Genomic DNA, 16,429 nt, shown 5'->3' with positions numbered 1-16,429 from the left:
TCTTATGGGACGCAGCCTATGCCCGTTATCAACGAAAGGCCAGCGGGCAAAAGGGCATGACGCAGGTCATCGGCCAAGGCCCGCCCATCCACGCCATCGCGGCGCATATCGGCCAGCGAAGGGCTGCCCCGCCGCTTGGCCAGTTTGCGCCCGTCGCCTTCGACAATCAGCCCATGATGATGCCAGCGCGGCACGGGCAGGCCGAGCAGGCCCTGAAGCAGGCGATGGACATGGCTGGCCGCAAACAGATCGGCGCCGCGCGTGACCAGTGTGATGCCATCGCCGGCATCGTCCAATGTCGCGGCCAGATGATAGGAAGCGGGCGCCTCCTTGCGCAGCAGCACGATGTCGCCGAAGATCTCGGGCGTGGCGGTCTGCGGCCCGGCCAGTTCATCCTCCCACACCAAAGGCCCGGCGATCTCCACCGCCCGCGCCATATCCAGCCGCCATGCCGCACCCGCCGGATCAATGTCGCGCCCGCGACAGGTGCCGGGATAGATCAACCCGTCGGGGCCATGCTGCGTCGCCACCGCCGCGATTTCCGCACGGGTGCAGATGCAGGGATAGAGCAGCCCCATCGCCCGCAAGCGATCCGCCGCCGCGCCATAGGAGCCCAGCCGCGAGGATTGCCAGACCACCGGCCCATCCCATTCCAGCCCCAGCCATTGCAGATCGGCCATCATCGCCTCGGCCAGTTCGGGGCGCGAACGTGCGGCGTCAATATCCTCGATCCGCAGCAGGAACTCGCCGCCATGGTACCGTGCCAGATCATGCGCGACAATCGCCGCATAGGCATGGCCCAGATGCAGCAGGCCATTCGGGCTGGGGGCGAAACGGGTTCGGATCATCGCATTTTGCCCTCTGGCACCCCTTGACCTTGGCGGCAAGTCAGTGTTGATTGCGCTTATGAATTGTCGCCAAACCGTCATTCCCGCTTGTTATCAGGAGCCATGCTCAAGGCGGAGCTGATAGAGCGCGCGGCCCGGTTCCGCAGCGCCGGGGAGGATCCCTCCCGCCATTTGAGCGATTGTCCCGCATTGGTGTTGAACGCGGACTTTACTCCGCTTTCCTATTATCCCTTAAGCCTCTGGCCATGGCAGACCGCGATCAAGGCGGTTTTTCTGGAAAGAGTAGATATTATAGCCAGTTACGAGCGCGAGGTGCATTCGCAAAGCTGGGCGATGCGCTTGCCTTCGGTGATCGCGCTGCGCCAATATGTGAAGCCTTCGGAGTTTCCCGCCTTCACCCGCTTCAACGTGTTCCTGCGCGACCGGTTCTCCTGCCAATATTGCGGCAATCCGCATCAATTGACCTTTGACCATGTGTTGCCGCGCCGTCTTGGCGGTCGGACAAGCTGGGAAAATATCGTCGCGGCATGCTCGCCCTGCAATCTGAAAAAGGGCGGGCGCACCCCGCGTGAGGCGCATATGCCGCTGCTCACTCATCCCATCCGGCCGACAAGCTGGCAGTTGCAGGAGCGGGGCCGCGCTTTTCCGCCCAATTATCTGCACGAGACATGGCGCGACTGGCTCTATTGGGATGTCGAGCTGGAGGCCTAGGTCCCCAGCTCGCAGTTGGTCAGCGCGGGATCATCCAGCGGATCGCATTGCTGTAGCTGCCCGCCATCGGCTGGCCGCTTTCATCCTGCGCCGGGTTGAACCGGGCCCGTTTCGCCACCAGCGTGCAGGTGGCCGCATCCAGCCCCGGCCATCCGCTGCTCTGCACCACAGTGCAGGAGGAGACGCGGCCGTCGCTGCCGATGGAGAGTTGAAAGCGGACCACGCCCTCATGGTTCATGCGCAGTTCCATCGCGGGATAATCATCCTCATTGGCCCATTCGCCCGGACGCGTGCGCGGGCTGGCAATCTTGGGCTGGCCATGGGGGCGGGCCGGTTCGGGGGTGAAGCGCGGCTCCGGCGTGGCGATGGGGGTGATCTCGACCCCCTGCGTGGGCATGGGATCGACCGTGAGCTGCGGCATGGGGTCGAGCGGCAGGGTAATCACGGTTTCGGGCGCCAGAACCGGCTTGGTATCGGCCTTCTGGCTGGGCTTGACCTCGGGCTGGGGCAGGGGCGCCAGCGGCATATTGACCGCATCGGTATGATGCTCGGGCGCGATCACGCGATAGGCGGCAAGGCCCGAGACCAGCACCACCGCCGCGCCGACATGGAGCAGCGCGACCGCCCCGAGCGAGGCCATACGGGATTTAAGACTTGTCTGTGCAGTATACGTCATGACAGATCTCCCCTTCTGTCACCCGATCCGGTCCACCCTGTTTTGTTACGTCCGTCAATGCCGACCTGATTGGGTGATGGTGTATCGTAACATAAATTTCATGCCGTCCCAGCGCTAATTTCACGCTTGCGAATTCGGTGCGGCGCGCGCAAATCTTGGCCTATGAACGCTTTTTCCACCCCCATTCTTGCAGTGATGACCGGCCGCGCCGTCCGTTTCCGCTTTGCTGATGAACATGGCGCCGACGAACACAGCGCGATTGCCAAGCAGCCTGTTGAAGGTCCCGTGCGCGTCGGCTTTCTGGGGATCGAGGGCGATGAGCAGGCCGACCGCAAGCATCATGGCGGGCCGGACAAGGCGATCCATCACTATGCCTTTGACCATTATCCCACATGGGCGGCCGATCTGGGCGATCATCCCCTGCTGAGCGCGCCGGGCGGTTTTGGCGAGAATATTTCCACGCTGGGCCTGACCGAGGACAATGTGCTGCTGGGCGACCGATTCCGGCTGGGCAGCGCGTTGATCGAGGTCAGCCATGGGCGTCAGCCTTGCTGGAAGCTGGGCCATCGCTTCGACCATGCGCCGCTGGCCGCGCGGATCGTCAAGAACCGGCGCAGCGGCTGGTATTATCGCGTGATTGAGGAGGGCGCGGTGCAGGTGGGCGATGCTCTCGAACTGGTCGAGCGGGGGCACGCCGAATGGCCGGTGTCGCGCCTGTTCCATGTGCTGATCGGGGGCGGGCACAAGGCGGACCCGAGCGTGCTGCCCGATCTGGCCGCGATGCCCGTATTGGCGCAGGCCTGGCGCAAGCGGGCCGAGGATCTGGCGGCCTAACGCTTGCCAACCAGCGCTTTCTGACGGCGCCGCTGCACCGAGGAGCCAAGCCCGATCGCCTCGCGATATTTGGCCACGGTGCGCCGGGCCAGTTCAAAGCCCTTGGCCTTGAGCAGATCGACCAGCGTGTCGTCCGACAGGATCTTCTTGGGGTCCTCATTGTCGATCAATTGCTTGATCGCGGCCTTGACCGCCTCGGCCGAAACGCCTTCGCCATCCGCGCCCGAGACGCCGCTGGTGAAGAAATATTTCAGCTCAAACGTGCCGCGATCACACAGCAGATATTTGTTGCTGGTCACGCGGCTGACGGTGGATTCGTGCAGCCCCACCGTCTCGGCCACCGCGCGCAGGGTCAGCGGCTTCAACTGGCTGACGCCATGCCGGAAAAAGCCTTCCTGTTGGCGCACCAATTCGCTGGCCACTTTCAGGATGGTCTTTTGCCGCTGATCCAGCGCTTTCACCAACCAGTTGGCATCGGCCAGCTTTTCCGACAACCAGCCGCGATCCTCCTTGGCAGCGCTTTTTCCGGCGCCATTCTTGCCCGAACAGGCTCCGCGCATTTCCAGATAATAGCTGCGGTTGAGGATCAGCTTGGGCAGGGTGGCCTGATTGAGCGCGACATTCCAGCCGCCATCGGCGCGCGCCGTAATCAGAATGTCAGGCACCACGGGCGCGGCCGCCCCGCCGCCATAGCGCAGGCCCGGCTTGGGATCATAACCGCGCAATTCGGCCAGCATATCGGCGAAATCTTCCTCATCCACGCCGCACATGCGGCGCAGGCGGGGGAGTTCTCCGCGCGCGATCATTTCCAGATTGTCGATCAGCTTGGCCATCGCTGGGTCGTAACGATCCGCTTCCCTGGCTTGAAGCGCGATACATTCCGACAGGCTGCGCGCGCCGACGCCTGTGGGGTCGAGCGATTGCACCAGCGCCAGCGCGGCTTCGACCTCGGCGGGCGTGACTTGCAGATCCATGGCGACTTCGCGCAGGGAAACGGCCAGATAGCCAGCATCATCCAATTGATCGATCAGGAAGCGCGCGATGAAGCCCAGCTTGGCATCGCGTGCTACCGCGCCGATCTGATCGTGCAGATGCTGGGCCAGTGTCTCGTCAAAGGCGCCGTAATCCTCCATCGCCGGGGCCTCGCCCCCGCCGGAAACCTGCGCTTCGCCTTCAAAGACGGATTCGTATCGTTCGGGCGCATCCCCCGTGTCGTGATCGACGTCCAGCGTCTCGGCGCTGATGTCCAGAGGGCGGTCCTCGGCGGCCATGCCTTCGCCGATCAGCTGGTCGCAGGGGCTGCTTTCAAGGCTGGTGCGGCGGGCCTCGATTTCGATGGGCTCGACCGGCGCGGCCTCGCCCAGTTCGAGCAGGGGGTTGGCGTCCAGCGCATCGCCGATGAACGCCTCGATTTCCAGATTGGACAGCGTGAGCAGCTTGATCGCCTGCTGCAACTGCGGCGTCATCACCAGCGATTGCGTCTGGCGTAGATCGAGGCGCGGCCCCAGCGCCATAATCCGTTACGCGCCCCCCGCTGGCATCACAGCGTAAAGCCCTCGCCCAGATAGAGGCGGCGCACGTTTTCATCGGCCACCAGCGCCTCGGGGGTGCCCGCGAACAAGACCTGTCCGCCATAGATGATGCAGCCGCGGTCGCAGATTTCCAGCGTTTCGCGCACATTGTGGTCGGTGATCAGCACGCCGATGCCGCGCTGCTTCAGGTCATGCACCAGATGGCGGATATCCGCGATGGACAGAGGATCGATGCCCGCAAAGGGTTCGTCGAGCAGCATGATCGAAGGCTTGGCCGCCAGCGCGCGGGCGATTTCGGCACGGCGGCGTTCGCCGCCCGACAGCGCCATCGACGGGCTGGCGCGCAGCCGTGTGAGGCCAAATTCCTCCAGCAAGCGTTCGAGTTCGCCCGCCCGCGTGGCGGGGTCGGGCTCGACCAGCTCGAGCACCGTGGCGATGTTCTGTTCCACCGTCAGCCCGCGAAAGATCGAGGTTTCCTGCGGCAGATAGCCAAGGCCCAGAATCGCGCGGCGATACATCGGCAGGTTGGTGATATCGATCCCATCGAGCAGGATGCGGCCCGAATCCGGCCGCACCAGCCCCATGATCGAATAGAAACACGTCGTCTTGCCCGCGCCATTGGGGCCGAGCAGGCCCATCACCTCGCCCTTGGCCACCTCCAGCGAGATGTCGGTCAGGACCGCGCGCTTGTCATAGCTTTTGGCGATGGACACGACCTGAAGCCCGGAAAACGAGCCATTGGGATCGGACTGGCGGCCGGCCTGGCCAGCTTCGGGGGCGATTGTCTGGGTCATCTGGGATCATTTTAGGCATCGCGGCCGCATTGGGCAAGGGCGATGCGGCCGATTGGCAGGTTTCATGCATGGCTGGGACAAATCGCCCATGCGCGACGGGGCGATTGCGCTTGATCGGACCGGCCAAGGATGTTTTACTCATACCAAAGGCCAATAGGGCCAGCGGCCAACAGGCCGGGATAGGGGAAGAGGGTTCATGGCCAAGGCACGCCTTGATGCGCCTGCCGATGCGTTTGCCGACGCGGTGTCGCGTAAATCGCGCCCGCATGCGGATCACGTATGGGCCCCTCGCAAACAGGGGGGCATTTTGCTGGATTGGCGCAAGCGGATCAGCGATCATATCGCTTATGCCTTGCTGGTTTACACCGGCCTGCAGATCTTCGTGACCATTGCCGCCCTGCGCGAGGGCAGCGCCTCGGTGCTGCCGGGGCTGGCGCTGGTGGTGCTGGTGGGCGCCATCATTCCGGCATGCCGGATGATGGAGCGGCGCTGGACCAGGCTGAGCGATGCCGAGGCGGGCGATCCGGCGCGTGCAGGGGCCTTTGCCCGCGATCGCGCGATGGTCTGGGCCGCCGCGATTGGCCTGCCTTTTATCGTCACCGGCGGCTTTCGTCTGATCGTCATGATCATGGGATGATTGCTCTTGGCCGGAGGGGGCGTTAGAGCCTGCCCCCTACCAAGGCTTCAGGAGTTGCCCAGACCGCCATGCTTACCACGCTTCAGGCACAGGAACGGGCGCAGGCCCTGATCGAACGCGCGCGCAAGGCAGGGGCGGACGCCGCCGATGCGGTCTATATCGCCGATGCTTCGGAAAGCGTGTCGGTGCGGCTGGGGCGGCTGGAGGATGTTGAGCGGTCGGAAAGCGAGCATATCGGCCTGCGGGTGTTTGTCGGGCGGCGGTCGGCCTCGATTGGGTCGTCGGATCTTTCCGATGATGCGCTGGCCGAGCTGGCCGCGCGGGCGCTGGCCATGGCGCAGGGCGCGCCCGAAGATCCCTATGCGGGTCTCGCGCCCGAAGAATTGCTGTTCAAGGGGCCGTTTCCCGACCTCGATCTGATTGATGGCGGCGAGCCCAGCCCGCAGGAATTGCGCGCCCTTGCCGAAGAGGCCGAGGATGCCGCGCGCGCCATTGCGGGCGTGACCAATAGCGAGGGCGCGGGCGCATCGAGCGGCGGGGCCGTCATGGCACTTGCCACCAGCCATGGTTTTGCCGGGGCCTATGCCGCCACCAGCCGCTCGATTTCGGCCAGCGTGGTGGCGGGCGAGGGTGGTTCGATGCAGCGCGACTATGCGCACCGCATGGCGCGCCACCGCGAAGATCTGATCCCGCCCGCCGAGATCGGCCGACAGGCCGGTGAGCGCGCGGTGGCCCGGCTCAATCCGGGGCGGATGAAGAGCGGCCCTGCGCCGATGGTGCTGGACCCGCGCGTGGGCGGCTCGCTGGTCGGCCATTTGCTGGGCGCGATGTCGGGCGCCTCGATTGCCCGGCGCTCCAGTTTCCTGATCGGGCGGCTGGAGGAGCAATTGTTCGACAGCGCGGTGCGGATTGTCGATGATCCCTTGCGCCTGCGCGGGTTCCGCTCGCGCCCCTTTGATGGCGAGGGTTTGCAGACGGCCCCGCGCGATGTGGTGCGCGATGGGCGGATCACGGGATGGCTGATGGAATGCGCTTCGGCGCGGCAATTGGGCCTTGCGCCCACCGGTCATGCCGGGCGCGGCGGCGGTGGCGCGCCGGGCGTGTCGCCGGGCAATCTGCATCTGGAGGCAGGCAGCGCCTCTGTGGCCGAACTGATCGCGGATATTGAGGATGGCGTTTATGTCACCGAGCTGATCGGGCATGGCGTCAATGGCGTGACGGGCGATTACAGCCGGGGCGCTTCGGGCTATCGCATCCTTGGCGGCCAGATCGCCGGGCCAGTGGCCGAATTTACCGTGGCGGGCAATCTGATCGATATGTTCCGCGCCATGACGCCCGCCAACGATCTGGAATGGTATCGCACGATCAACGTGCCGACCATCCGCGTCGACGGCATGACTATTGCGGGGGATTGAGCGCGGGGGATTGGGTTGCCCCGCGCTGCGCTCTGGCCAGAGCCTTCATCAGGAATTTGCGGGCCGGTTTCTCGATCAGCAGAAAGACCGCGACCGAAAGGGCGACGGTGAAAACCGGACTGACCACGCGGTCATAGGGCGAGGGCACCAGCGCCCGGCACAGATTTCTGGCCGGGCCTTGCAGGATATAGAGCGCATAGCTGGCCCCGCCCAGCAGGCCCAGCACCCGCCCGCCCAGCAGACGCGACAAAAACCCGCGCCCATAGGCCAGCGCCAGCAGCAGCAGGCCCACCAGAATCGCGAAAAGCCCGCTCGCCTGCGGATCGAGATCGCGCGTCAGCAGCCCCAGCGTAGCCAGCGCCAAAAGCCCTTCGACCAGCGTTGACTGTGCCGCCGAGAGCGGGTTCCGCAGGACCAGAAACAGGCGGCACAGGCCCATGCCATAGATGAATTCGGGCAACCGCAGCACGGGTATCCATGGCGCCACGGAAAATCCGCCCAGAGAAATGGGCAAAGGGGCCGCCGCGCCCAGCGGGGTGCCCAGACCATAAATCAGCGCGCAGGCAACCAGCATGGCGGCCATGGTCGCCGCCAGATTGAAACAGCGGCTGATCGGCAGGATCAGCGGGAAAAACGCGTAGAAGAACCATTCGACCGACAGTGACCATGCCTGAAATATCCAGTCATGATCGTGGGTGTCGCCCGGAAGCTGCCATGATTGCACCAGCAGCAGCGATTTTACCGCCACGGATCCCGGCAAGGGATTGGGCAGCACGGGCAGCGCCATCAGCAGGGCGAAGAGATAGACCGGATAGATGCGGGCCAGTCGCGCCACATAGAAGCGGACAATAAAGGCCCCGTCGATCCGCTCACCCTCATGGGCATAGCTCAGGATAAAGCCGGAAAGGATGAAGAACAGGGGCACGCCAAGGCTGCCATTATGCAGGATATTGGCGATGGCCACGGGCGCGCCATGGCTTTGGGCAAAGGACGAGCCGTAGTGGAAGAGCAGAACGGCAAAGGCTGCAAAGAATCGAATGCCGGTAAGAGCCGGAAGATTGCTTCTGAGGCTGGGGCTTTGCACCTTGAACCTTTGCATTCTGACCTTTGCATTCATGGCGCGGGCGAAGGCGGCGCCAAAAAAGGGGCGGAAATGATCCCGCCCCTTCTTGCCTCAGGCCTTCTTGCCGGCCTGATAGCGTTCGATCGCTTCGATCACGATCTGGCGTGCGTCGGCTGCATTGCCCCAGGTGCCCACGCGCACCCACTTTTCGGATTCCAGATCCTTATAGTGGGTGAAGAAGTGTTCGACCTGCTGCGCGATGATGTCGGGCAGATCTTCCTTTTCCTTCACGTTGGCATAGTAGGGGAAGGTCTTGTCGTCGGGGACGCAGAGCAGCTTTTCATCGCCGCCGGCTTCGTCCTCAAGGTTGAGCACCGCGATCGGGCGGCAGCGCACCACCGAACCGGGCACGAAGGGTGAACGGGCCACCACCAGCGCATCAAGCGGATCGCCATCGGGCGAAAGCGTGTGCGGTACAAAGCCATAGTTGGCGGGATAGCGCATCGGCGTGTGCAGGATACGGTCCACGAACAGAGCGCCCGAGTCCTTGTCGAACTCATACTTCACAGGTTCACCGCCAGTGGGAACCTCGATGATGACGTTCAGGTTGTCAGGCGGGCTCTTGCCGACCGAAATTTTGCTGATGTCCATGGCACCGTCATTTTTATATGTGAGCGACACCGCCCCTTGCGGGTGCCGCGCAGGAATCTGCGGGGAAAGCCCTAGCGGTCGCTGTATTGCATTGCAACAGCGGCGCGGTCTTAATACCTGCACCGAATTGGTGAAGTGATTAACTGCCCGCCGTGACGTTGATGGTAAAAGCCAGCACAACCAGATTGTAGAAAAAGGCCAACGCGCCATGGACCGTTGCCACCCGGCGAAGACGCGGGCTGGTTATTTCCACATCCGATGTGGCAAAGGCCATGCCGATGGTCAGCGCGAAATAGAAAAAGTCCCAGAAATTAGGGCAATGCGATGAGGTGGGGGCCGATCCGTCATGGTCCGGCGCGGGAAAGCGCAGCCCACCTTCATGTTCTGCACCATAATAGATATGGGCGTAATGCAGCGCGTAGATAAGGTTCGAAAAAAGCCATGCCAGAACCAAACTGGCGAGAATAAGCACCAGCGCTGCCCCCTTGGCATAGCCGGTATCGCCTCTGGCATGGGGCAGATCGACGAAAAGCGCGGTAACGATCACCAGCATGATCATCGCGCTGATCACCAGCACGGCAAAGCGGTTGGCGTCATTCTGGCGGGCATGCAGCCGCATCTGGGCCGCATTATTATCGCGCGAAAGCGGCCAGAGCGACGCGATGAACACCAGCGCCCCCAGATCAAACCCGCCCAGCACCGCCTGACCCCAGCGCAGCCCGTTAAAACCCAGCAGCCCTGTGCCCAGCGCGAACAGGGCCAGAAACAGCGAAAAGCGCGCAGGCAGCGGCCAGCGCAAACCTGCGCGCTTTTTCATTTACTTGCCCGCCGTGCGCTTGGGCGCCAGCAGCAGGTCGAGCCCGTTGGGCTCCTTGCCGTCGCCCACCCGTTCGAGCGAGGGGTAGCGCAGCCCGTCGTGATAATTGAGCGATACGGTCTGCACCTTCTCGCCGCGCTGGGTGACCAGCGTGATGGGCTTGTCGCTGCTGCGGGCCGAGATGATGGCGGTTTTCATCACATCCTCATTATAGGTCGCACCATTGACGGCGACGATCTTGGTGCCGGTCACCAGCGAGGCCTCGAAGGCCGGGCTGTTCCACAAGGTACTGGTGATCACGCCTTCGCGGTTCACCACGATGCCCAGCGAATGGGCAAGGCTGAGCACCTTGGCGGCGGCAAAGCGGCCCTTGTCATAGGGGTTGGGCGTGTCGCGCCAGACCAGCTTGTAGCCGCCCTTTTCGATTCCGGCCAAAGGCGCGGGCTGACCGGGCTGGTTCATATGCTTGTCGAGGAAGGTTTCCCAATCATAGGCATAGACGCCGTTTAGCGCGGCGGCCACATCCTTGAAATTATAGGTAACCTCGCCCCAGTCGCCATTCTTGATGCCAAAGAACGCACGGGCGAAATCGTCGAGGCCCTTTTTGCCCTTGGTGCCTTCACGGATGATCTGATCCGCCTCCAGCCACATCAGCGCGCCCTCGGTGTAATAATCCTCGTTGCGGTTGATGCTGGCATAGGGCTTGGCGCGGCGGCCCGAGATGACCGGATCAAAGCCGGTATCCTCGACGCTGCGCCAGTCGCGGCCCGGCCATTGGGTGAACATGGCGGCATTGGCAGCAATCGCGCCCAAAATCGTTTCCTTGCTCTGGATGCCCGAGCGCGCGGCCAGCACATAGCCCCAGAACTGCGTCTGCCCTTCATAGACCCAGAGCAGATTGCCCTGCATCGGCTGGCGATAATCGGGGGTCCACAATTTGTCCGGGCGGCGGAATTTGCCGTCCCAGCTATGGGTGAATTCATGGCTGATCACATTGCGCGCCCAGTCCATGTCCTTCCAGTCGGTCCAGGCCTTGGGCATCATCGCGTTTTCCGAACTGCGGTGATGCTCCAGCCCGATCCCGCCCAACCGGTCGGTCAGCGCCAGCAGGAAATCGTAATGGTCGAAATGCTGCGCGCCAAAGGTGGCCCATGCTTCCTCGACCAGCGCCTTGTAAGTGCTCAGATTTTCCGAACGGATATCGAGCAGCTCGGGCTTGTCGGCCACGACATTCATCGCCACCCCGCGCCCAAGGTCGAAACGCTTGAAATGCGCACCGGCAAAGATCGGCGAATCGACCAGCGCCTCATAATCGATGACATCCCAAGTGACTTTGTTGCCCGACACCTGCTTGCCATCCAGAGCTGTGGCGACCTGCCATCCTTCGGGGAAGGTGACTGTCGGCTTATACTTGATCTGGCGGGTGTAATAACCGGCCGGATAGAGGCTCATCTGGTTCCATTGCAGATTGAGCATTTCGGGCGTCATCGTGATGCGCCCCTCGCTGCTCTGCAAAGGCGAGGTGTGGACGAATTTGGCCACCACCGCCTTGGCGCCTGCGGGCACATCGATGTGAAAGGCAAAGACCTCGACCGGATCGCGCCACCAATGCAGCAGCTTGCCATCGGCATAGAATTTGACATCGACGAGTTGGTCGATCGAGCCTCGCGGATTGTGGCCGCCCGGAATCCATTGCGGCAATTGCAGGATCAGGCTTTTCGCGCCCGCCGCCACCGGCACGGTCTGCGTCACGCGGAACAGGCCGCGCGCAATGTCGGTCGCGTCAATATCCAGCGTGATCGTCCCGCCCGGATAGGGGGTATCCTTGGCATCGGGCACGCCCTGCACCACGGGAATAGCCGTGGGCGCGGAACGTTCGGCCAGCGCGGGCGAGGAGAACACGAGGGCGGCGGAAAGGCCCAAAGCGATGCGGGCGCATGAATTCATGGGTTTTGTCATGATGACTTCATGACGCGAAGCAGGGCCGCCAGCAAGAGGGCTGAACGGGATATTTACCGTATTGTCAGCAAGGCCGGTTTTCACCCCGGCTCATCAGGGGGCTTCACCTTGGGCGCGCCTGCGTATAGGGGGCAAATCCATGAGCAAGCCCCAGATCGAAACGCCGCAGGCCATCCGCGGCACCCAGGACATTTTCGGCGCCGATGCCGACGCTTTCGCCTTTGTGGTGGAGACGTTCGAGCGCGTGCGCAAATTGTACCGTTTCCGCCGGGTGGAAATGCCGGTCTTTGAAAAGACCACGGTGTTTTCGCGCAGCCTTGGCGAGACAACCGATGTGGTGTCGAAGGAAATGTATTCCTTTGAGGATCGCGGCGGGGAATCGCTGACCTTGCGCCCGGAATTTACCGCTGGTCTGGCGCGGGCCTATCTGACGAATGGCTGGAAGCAATATGCGCCGGTGAAATTGGCGACGCACGGCCCTCTGTTCCGCTATGAACGCCCGCAAAAGGGCCGCTATCGCCAGTTTCACCAGATCGACGCCGAAGTGATCGGCGCCGCCGAACCCACCGCCGACGTTGAACTGCTGGTGATGGCCGATCAGTTGCTCAAGGAACTGGGCATTGCCGAGGGCGTCACCCTCACGCTCAACACGCTGGGCGATGGGGAAAGCCGCGAGGCATGGCGCGCGGCGCTGATCGAATATTTCCGCGCGGTGAAGGGCGAACTTTCGGAAGATTCGCAGGAGCGGCTGGAAAAGAATCCTTTGCGGATTTTGGACAGCAAAGACCCCCGCGACAAGGCTTTCCTGCCGAACGCTCCGCGTATCGACGATTACCTGTCGTCCGAAGCGCAGGATTTCTTCGCCGCCGTCACGGGCGGTCTGGACGCAGCGGGCGTGGCATGGACGCGCAACGGGGCGCTGGTGCGCGGGCTGGATTATTATCGCCACACCGCGTTTGAATTTGTGACGGACCGTCTGGGCGCGCAAGGCACGGTCCTTGGCGGCGGGCGCTACGACGGTTTGATGGAAAGCCTTGGCGGCGCGCCCACCCCGGCGGTCGGCTGGGCGGCGGGCGTTGAGCGGCTGGCGATGCTGGTTTCGGGCAGCGGGCTGATTGCCGAGGATCGCACCGATGTGACCGTGGTGGTCGAGGATGACCGCGCGATCACCGAAGGCGTGGCGATTGCCGCGAAATTGCGCCGTGGCGGCCTGTCGGCTGAACTGGTCGCTACCGGCAGCCCGCGCAAGCGTTTCGACAAGGCGGTCAAGACCAACACCCGCGCCATTCTCGCGCTGGGCTGGGGCGAAGATGGCGTGACGCAGCGTCTGCGCAATGTCGATGCCGATGCCGCGCGGATCGAGGCGCTGATCGCCTAAATGAGCATCCCTTCCACCCGTCTTGCGCAAATCTCGGCGCGTTTTGCCGAGCTGGAGGCGCGTCTGGCCTCCGGCACGCTGGAGGGGGCCGATTTTGTGGCCGCCAGCCGCGATTATGCCGAGCTGGAGCCGGTGGCCCGCGCTGCCGGGGAAGTGGCGACGATGCGCGGCGAGCTGGAAAGCCTTGCCGCTCTCGACGATCCCGACATGCGCGAGCTGGCCGAGGAGGAGATCGCCCGCATCCGCACGGCGCTGCCCGAGGCCGAGCGGGCGCTGTCCATCGCCATGCTGCCGCGTGACAATGCCGACAGCCGCCCGGCCATGCTGGAAATCCGCGCCGGAACCGGGGGCGACGAGGCCGCCCTGTTTGCCGCCGACCTGTTCCGCATGTACGAACGCTTTGCCGCCGAGCAGGGCTGGCGGGTCGAAATGGTCAGCGCGAACGCCAGCGAGATCGGCGGTTTCAAGGAAGTGGTCGCCCATGTCAGCGGGCAGGGCGTTTTCGCCAAGCTGAAGTTCGAATCCGGGGTTCACCGGGTACAGCGCGTGCCCGTGACGGAAAGCGGCGGGCGCATCCATACCAGCGCTGCCACGGTGGCCATCCTGCCCGAACCGGACGAGGTGGATGTGCAGATCGAGGACAAGGACCTCAAGATCGACGTTTATCGTGCGAGCGGCGCGGGCGGGCAGCACGTCAACACCACCGATTCGGCCGTGCGCATCACCCACCTGCCGACCGGCACCGTCGTCACCTGTCAGGATGCGCGCAGCCAGCATAAGAACAAGGACAAGGCGATGCAGGTCCTGCGCGCCCGCCTGTTCGAGGCCCAGCGCGACGCGGCCCAGGGCGAGGAAGCCGAGGCCCGCAAGGCCATGGTGGGCAGCGGGGATCGCAGCGAACGCATCCGCACCTATAATTTCCCGCAAGGTCGCGTCACCGATCACCGGATCAACCTGACGCTCCACCGCCTGCCCGAGATCCTCGAAGGGCCGGGTCTGGGTGAACTGGTCTCGGCGTTGATCCATGAGGATCAGGCCAAAAGGCTGGCGGCGCTGGGTGAATAATCACGCGCGAATGAGCGTCGCATTGGCGATCCGCGCCGCTGCCGAGAGCCTGAGCGCGACCAGCGACACCGCAAGGCTGGATGCCGAGGTGCTGATGGCCCATACGCTGGGATGCAGCCGCACCGATCTGTTGCTGCGCCATATGGGCGATCCCGCGCCTGAGGGGTTCGATGCTTTGATCGCGCGGCGGGCCGCTCATGAGCCGGTCGCCTATATCACCGGCCATCAGGAATTCTGGGGCCTGCCCTTTCGCGTCACGCCCGCCACGCTGATCCCGCGCGGCGATAGTGAGACGATTGTCGAGGCGGCGCTGGAGGCCTTCCCTGCGCCCGCCCGCGTGCTCGATTGCGGCACGGGGACGGGGGCCTTGCTGCTCTCGGTCTTGCACGAACGGCCCGGGGCGCAAGGCGTGGGCGTCGATGCCTCGAGCGATGCGCTGGCCGTGGCGCAGGGCAATGCCGAGGCGCTGGGGTTGACCGCGCGGGCGCAGATGGTGCTGGCCGACTGGACACAGGCGGGCTGGGCCGATGGGTTGGGGCGCTTCGATCTCATTCTGGCCAATCCGCCCTATGTGGAATCCTCTGCCGCGCTTGATCCCAGCGTGCGCGATTATGAACCGGCCAGCGCGCTGTTTGCCGGGGCCGAGGGTCTCGATGATTATCGCATCCTGATTCCCCAATTGCCCGAATTGCTCCATCCGGGCGGGCTGGCCGTAATTGAAATAGGCTATCAGCAGGCCCAAGCAGTTGGACAAATCGCCGCACAGGCCGGTTTTGCCGTAAAATTGCGGCTTGATCTGGCCGATCGCCCCCGCGCGCTGGTGCTTTCGCAGGAAAGACAGGCGATGACGTAAGATTCCGCTTGGCTTTTGCGGGCGGGGCTTTTAATTGAGCAACAGGACCGCCGAGGGATGGGATCTTCCCCTCTGGCTGGTGCTACTCCAGCATCTTCGTCAGGATATGCCGATTAAGGCTGGACCCGACGAAACAGGGCCACGCCGCGATTTCGCGGTGAGGCGTAAGACAGGACGAGGAGCACGCCGGCAAAGAGGCCGAGCGGCGATCCGGGGTTAAGGAATACTCACCCTTGAACAACAATCGTGGGAATAACCGCCGCCGTGGCCGGGGCAACAACAATGGTCGGCCGCAAAATGGTGGTCAGCAGCTTAACCGGATCGATAGCCGGGCGCGGGGCAATGCTCCGCAATTGCTGGAAAAATATCGCAAGCTGGCACAGGACGCTCATCTTAATGGCGACCGTGTTCAGGCCGAATATTATCTGCAATTCGCGGACCATTACTTTCGCGTGATAGCCGATACGCGCCTGCGTCAGGAAGAATCGCGCGCACGCCGCGATGATCGCTGGCAGGACAATGGCGATGCCGGTCGCGACGATGGCGACGATCAGGGCGACTTTGGCGTGGACAGCGATTTCCCCGCTTTCGACGCGCCGCCGGTCTATACCCGCCGCGAGCGCGAAGAGCGTCCCGAACCCCGTCAGGAAGCGCCGCGCCGCGCCGAGGAACCCGCGCAGGAGGCCAGCGAAGAGCAGGCCGAGGATGCAGGCGAAGCCGGTGGCGAGACGAGCGATGCGCAGGGCAATATTTATGAGCCGGCGGAAAACCCGTTCCTGCGCGAAAATCGCAGCCCGCGTGCGCCGCGTGGCCGCCGCGAGGAACGCCGCCCCCGCCGCGATGATCGCCCGCGCGAAGAACGTGCGCCCCGTGAGGAACGCGCTCCTCGTGAGGAACGCGCCCCCCGCGAAGAACGCGCTCCGCGTGCGCCGCGCGCTGCGGCGGAAAAGCCTGCCGTTTCGGTGGATGGTTCGGGTCTGGAAGCGTCTTTGCCGCCCGCCATTTCCTCCAGCCCCCGCAAGGTGGCCGAGCCCAAGGCTCCCAAGGCTGAAGCTCGGGCTCCTGTGGTTGAAGCTCCGGTCGCCGTTGAGGCCGAAGCCGCTCCGGCGCCCAAGCGTCGCGCGCCCCGCCGCAAGGTGGCCGCGCCCAGCGAGAGCGCAGAGTAATCTGCGTTGATATTGCCAAGGCGGGGTGAC

At 63.7% G+C, this 16,429-nt stretch carries 16 protein-coding genes; 8 read left to right on the top strand and 8 right to left on the bottom strand.

Features of this window, described 5'->3' with window-relative positions:
• Nucleotides 1–2: 2 nt before the first annotated feature.
• Entirely contained in the window at nt 3–848 is an 846-nt protein-coding gene (gene gluQRS / locus GGR38_RS16430; protein ID WP_183627250.1) for a tRNA glutamyl-Q(34) synthetase GluQRS, read from the bottom strand.
• Between the two features lie 102 nt (nt 849–950).
• Between gluQRS and GGR38_RS16425 the strand changes: the two genes are divergently transcribed.
• Nucleotides 951–1,559, top strand: a complete 609-nt coding sequence (locus tag GGR38_RS16425) for an HNH endonuclease (protein ID WP_172339589.1) — start codon at nt 951–953, stop codon at nt 1,557–1,559.
• 19 nt (nt 1,560–1,578) lie between these two features.
• Here GGR38_RS16425 and GGR38_RS16420 read toward each other — a convergent pair whose 3' ends face one another.
• Nucleotides 1,579–2,235: an energy transducer TonB gene (locus GGR38_RS16420; protein WP_183627249.1), complete on the bottom strand. Its 657-nt coding sequence runs from the start codon at nt 2,233–2,235 to the stop codon at nt 1,579–1,581.
• A 195-nt stretch (nt 2,236–2,430) separates the two neighbouring features.
• Here GGR38_RS16420 and GGR38_RS16415 point away from each other — a divergent pair, with 195 nt between their 5' ends.
• Nucleotides 2,431–3,069, top strand: coding sequence for an MOSC domain-containing protein (locus GGR38_RS16415; RefSeq protein ID WP_246404799.1), 639 nt, complete (start codon nt 2,431–2,433; stop codon nt 3,067–3,069).
• Here GGR38_RS16415 and rpoN read toward each other — a convergent pair.
• Both rpoN and lptB read right to left on the bottom strand, forming a co-directional pair.
• Nucleotides 3,066–4,583 carry an RNA polymerase factor sigma-54 gene (gene rpoN / locus GGR38_RS16410; RefSeq protein WP_183627247.1) on the bottom strand — a complete coding sequence of 506 codons (1,518 nt, stop codon included), beginning with the start codon at nt 4,581–4,583 and terminating at the stop codon, nt 3,066–3,068. The genes GGR38_RS16415 and rpoN overlap by 4 nt on opposite strands.
• Before the next feature lie 26 nt (nt 4,584–4,609).
• Entirely contained in the window at nt 4,610–5,395 is a 786-nt protein-coding gene (lptB, locus tag GGR38_RS16405; RefSeq protein ID WP_183627246.1) for an LPS export ABC transporter ATP-binding protein, read from the bottom strand.
• Nucleotides 5,396–5,591: 196 nt separating this feature from the next.
• Between lptB and GGR38_RS16400 the strand changes: the two genes are divergently transcribed.
• Both GGR38_RS16400 and GGR38_RS16395 read left to right on the top strand, forming a co-directional pair.
• Complete coding sequence (locus GGR38_RS16400) at nt 5,592–6,032, top strand: hypothetical protein (RefSeq protein WP_246404795.1); 441 nt, start codon at nt 5,592–5,594, stop codon at nt 6,030–6,032.
• A 68-nt stretch (nt 6,033–6,100) separates the two neighbouring features.
• The gene (locus GGR38_RS16395) at nt 6,101–7,447 is read left to right on the top strand and encodes a TldD/PmbA family protein (protein ID WP_183627245.1); all 1,347 of its coding nucleotides are present in this window, start codon (nt 6,101–6,103) and stop codon (nt 7,445–7,447) included.
• Here GGR38_RS16395 and GGR38_RS16390 read toward each other — a convergent pair.
• The 4 genes from GGR38_RS16390 to GGR38_RS16375 all read right to left on the bottom strand — a co-directional run bounded on the left by GGR38_RS16390 (nt 7,431) and on the right by GGR38_RS16375 (nt 11,937).
• Complete coding sequence (locus GGR38_RS16390; RefSeq protein WP_183627244.1) at nt 7,431–8,546, bottom strand: acyltransferase family protein; 1,116 nt, start codon at nt 8,544–8,546, stop codon at nt 7,431–7,433. The two genes, GGR38_RS16395 and GGR38_RS16390, sit on opposite strands and share 17 nt — an antisense overlap.
• A gap of 75 nt (nt 8,547–8,621) precedes the next feature.
• Nucleotides 8,622–9,161 (bottom strand): inorganic diphosphatase, encoded by a 540-nt coding sequence (gene ppa, locus GGR38_RS16385; RefSeq protein ID WP_168602945.1) that lies wholly within the window; start codon nt 9,159–9,161, stop codon nt 8,622–8,624.
• A gap of 139 nt (nt 9,162–9,300) precedes the next feature.
• Nucleotides 9,301–9,978: a DUF1345 domain-containing protein gene (locus GGR38_RS16380; RefSeq protein WP_183627243.1), complete on the bottom strand. Its 678-nt coding sequence runs from the start codon at nt 9,976–9,978 to the stop codon at nt 9,301–9,303.
• Nucleotides 9,979–11,937: a M61 family metallopeptidase gene (locus GGR38_RS16375; protein WP_246404794.1), complete on the bottom strand. Its 1,959-nt coding sequence runs from the start codon at nt 11,935–11,937 to the stop codon at nt 9,979–9,981.
• Nucleotides 11,938–12,076: 139 nt separating this feature from the next.
• Between GGR38_RS16375 and hisS the strand changes: the two genes are divergently transcribed.
• From hisS to GGR38_RS16355, 4 genes are all read left to right on the top strand, one after another.
• Nucleotides 12,077–13,315 (top strand): histidine--tRNA ligase, encoded by a 1,239-nt coding sequence (hisS, locus tag GGR38_RS16370; RefSeq protein ID WP_183627242.1) that lies wholly within the window; start codon nt 12,077–12,079, stop codon nt 13,313–13,315.
• Nucleotides 13,316–14,380 carry a peptide chain release factor 1 gene (gene prfA, locus GGR38_RS16365; protein ID WP_183627241.1) on the top strand — a complete coding sequence of 355 codons (1,065 nt, stop codon included), beginning with the start codon at nt 13,316–13,318 and terminating at the stop codon, nt 14,378–14,380. It begins immediately after the preceding gene.
• A gap of 10 nt (nt 14,381–14,390) precedes the next feature.
• On the top strand, nt 14,391–15,233 hold the full coding sequence (prmC, locus tag GGR38_RS16360; RefSeq protein ID WP_183627240.1) for a peptide chain release factor N(5)-glutamine methyltransferase: 843 nt from the start codon (nt 14,391–14,393) through the stop codon (nt 15,231–15,233).
• Nucleotides 15,234–15,466: 233 nt separating this feature from the next.
• Nucleotides 15,467–16,399 (top strand): DUF4167 domain-containing protein, encoded by a 933-nt coding sequence (locus GGR38_RS16355; RefSeq protein ID WP_183627239.1) that lies wholly within the window; start codon nt 15,467–15,469, stop codon nt 16,397–16,399.
• The last annotated feature ends 30 nt before the right edge of the window (nt 16,400–16,429 follow it).

The organism is Novosphingobium sediminicola (assembly GCF_014196525.1).
Classification (GTDB): domain Bacteria; phylum Pseudomonadota; class Alphaproteobacteria; order Sphingomonadales; family Sphingomonadaceae; genus Novosphingobium; species Novosphingobium sediminicola.
This window is presented reverse-complemented; position numbering and strand designations above follow the sequence as displayed.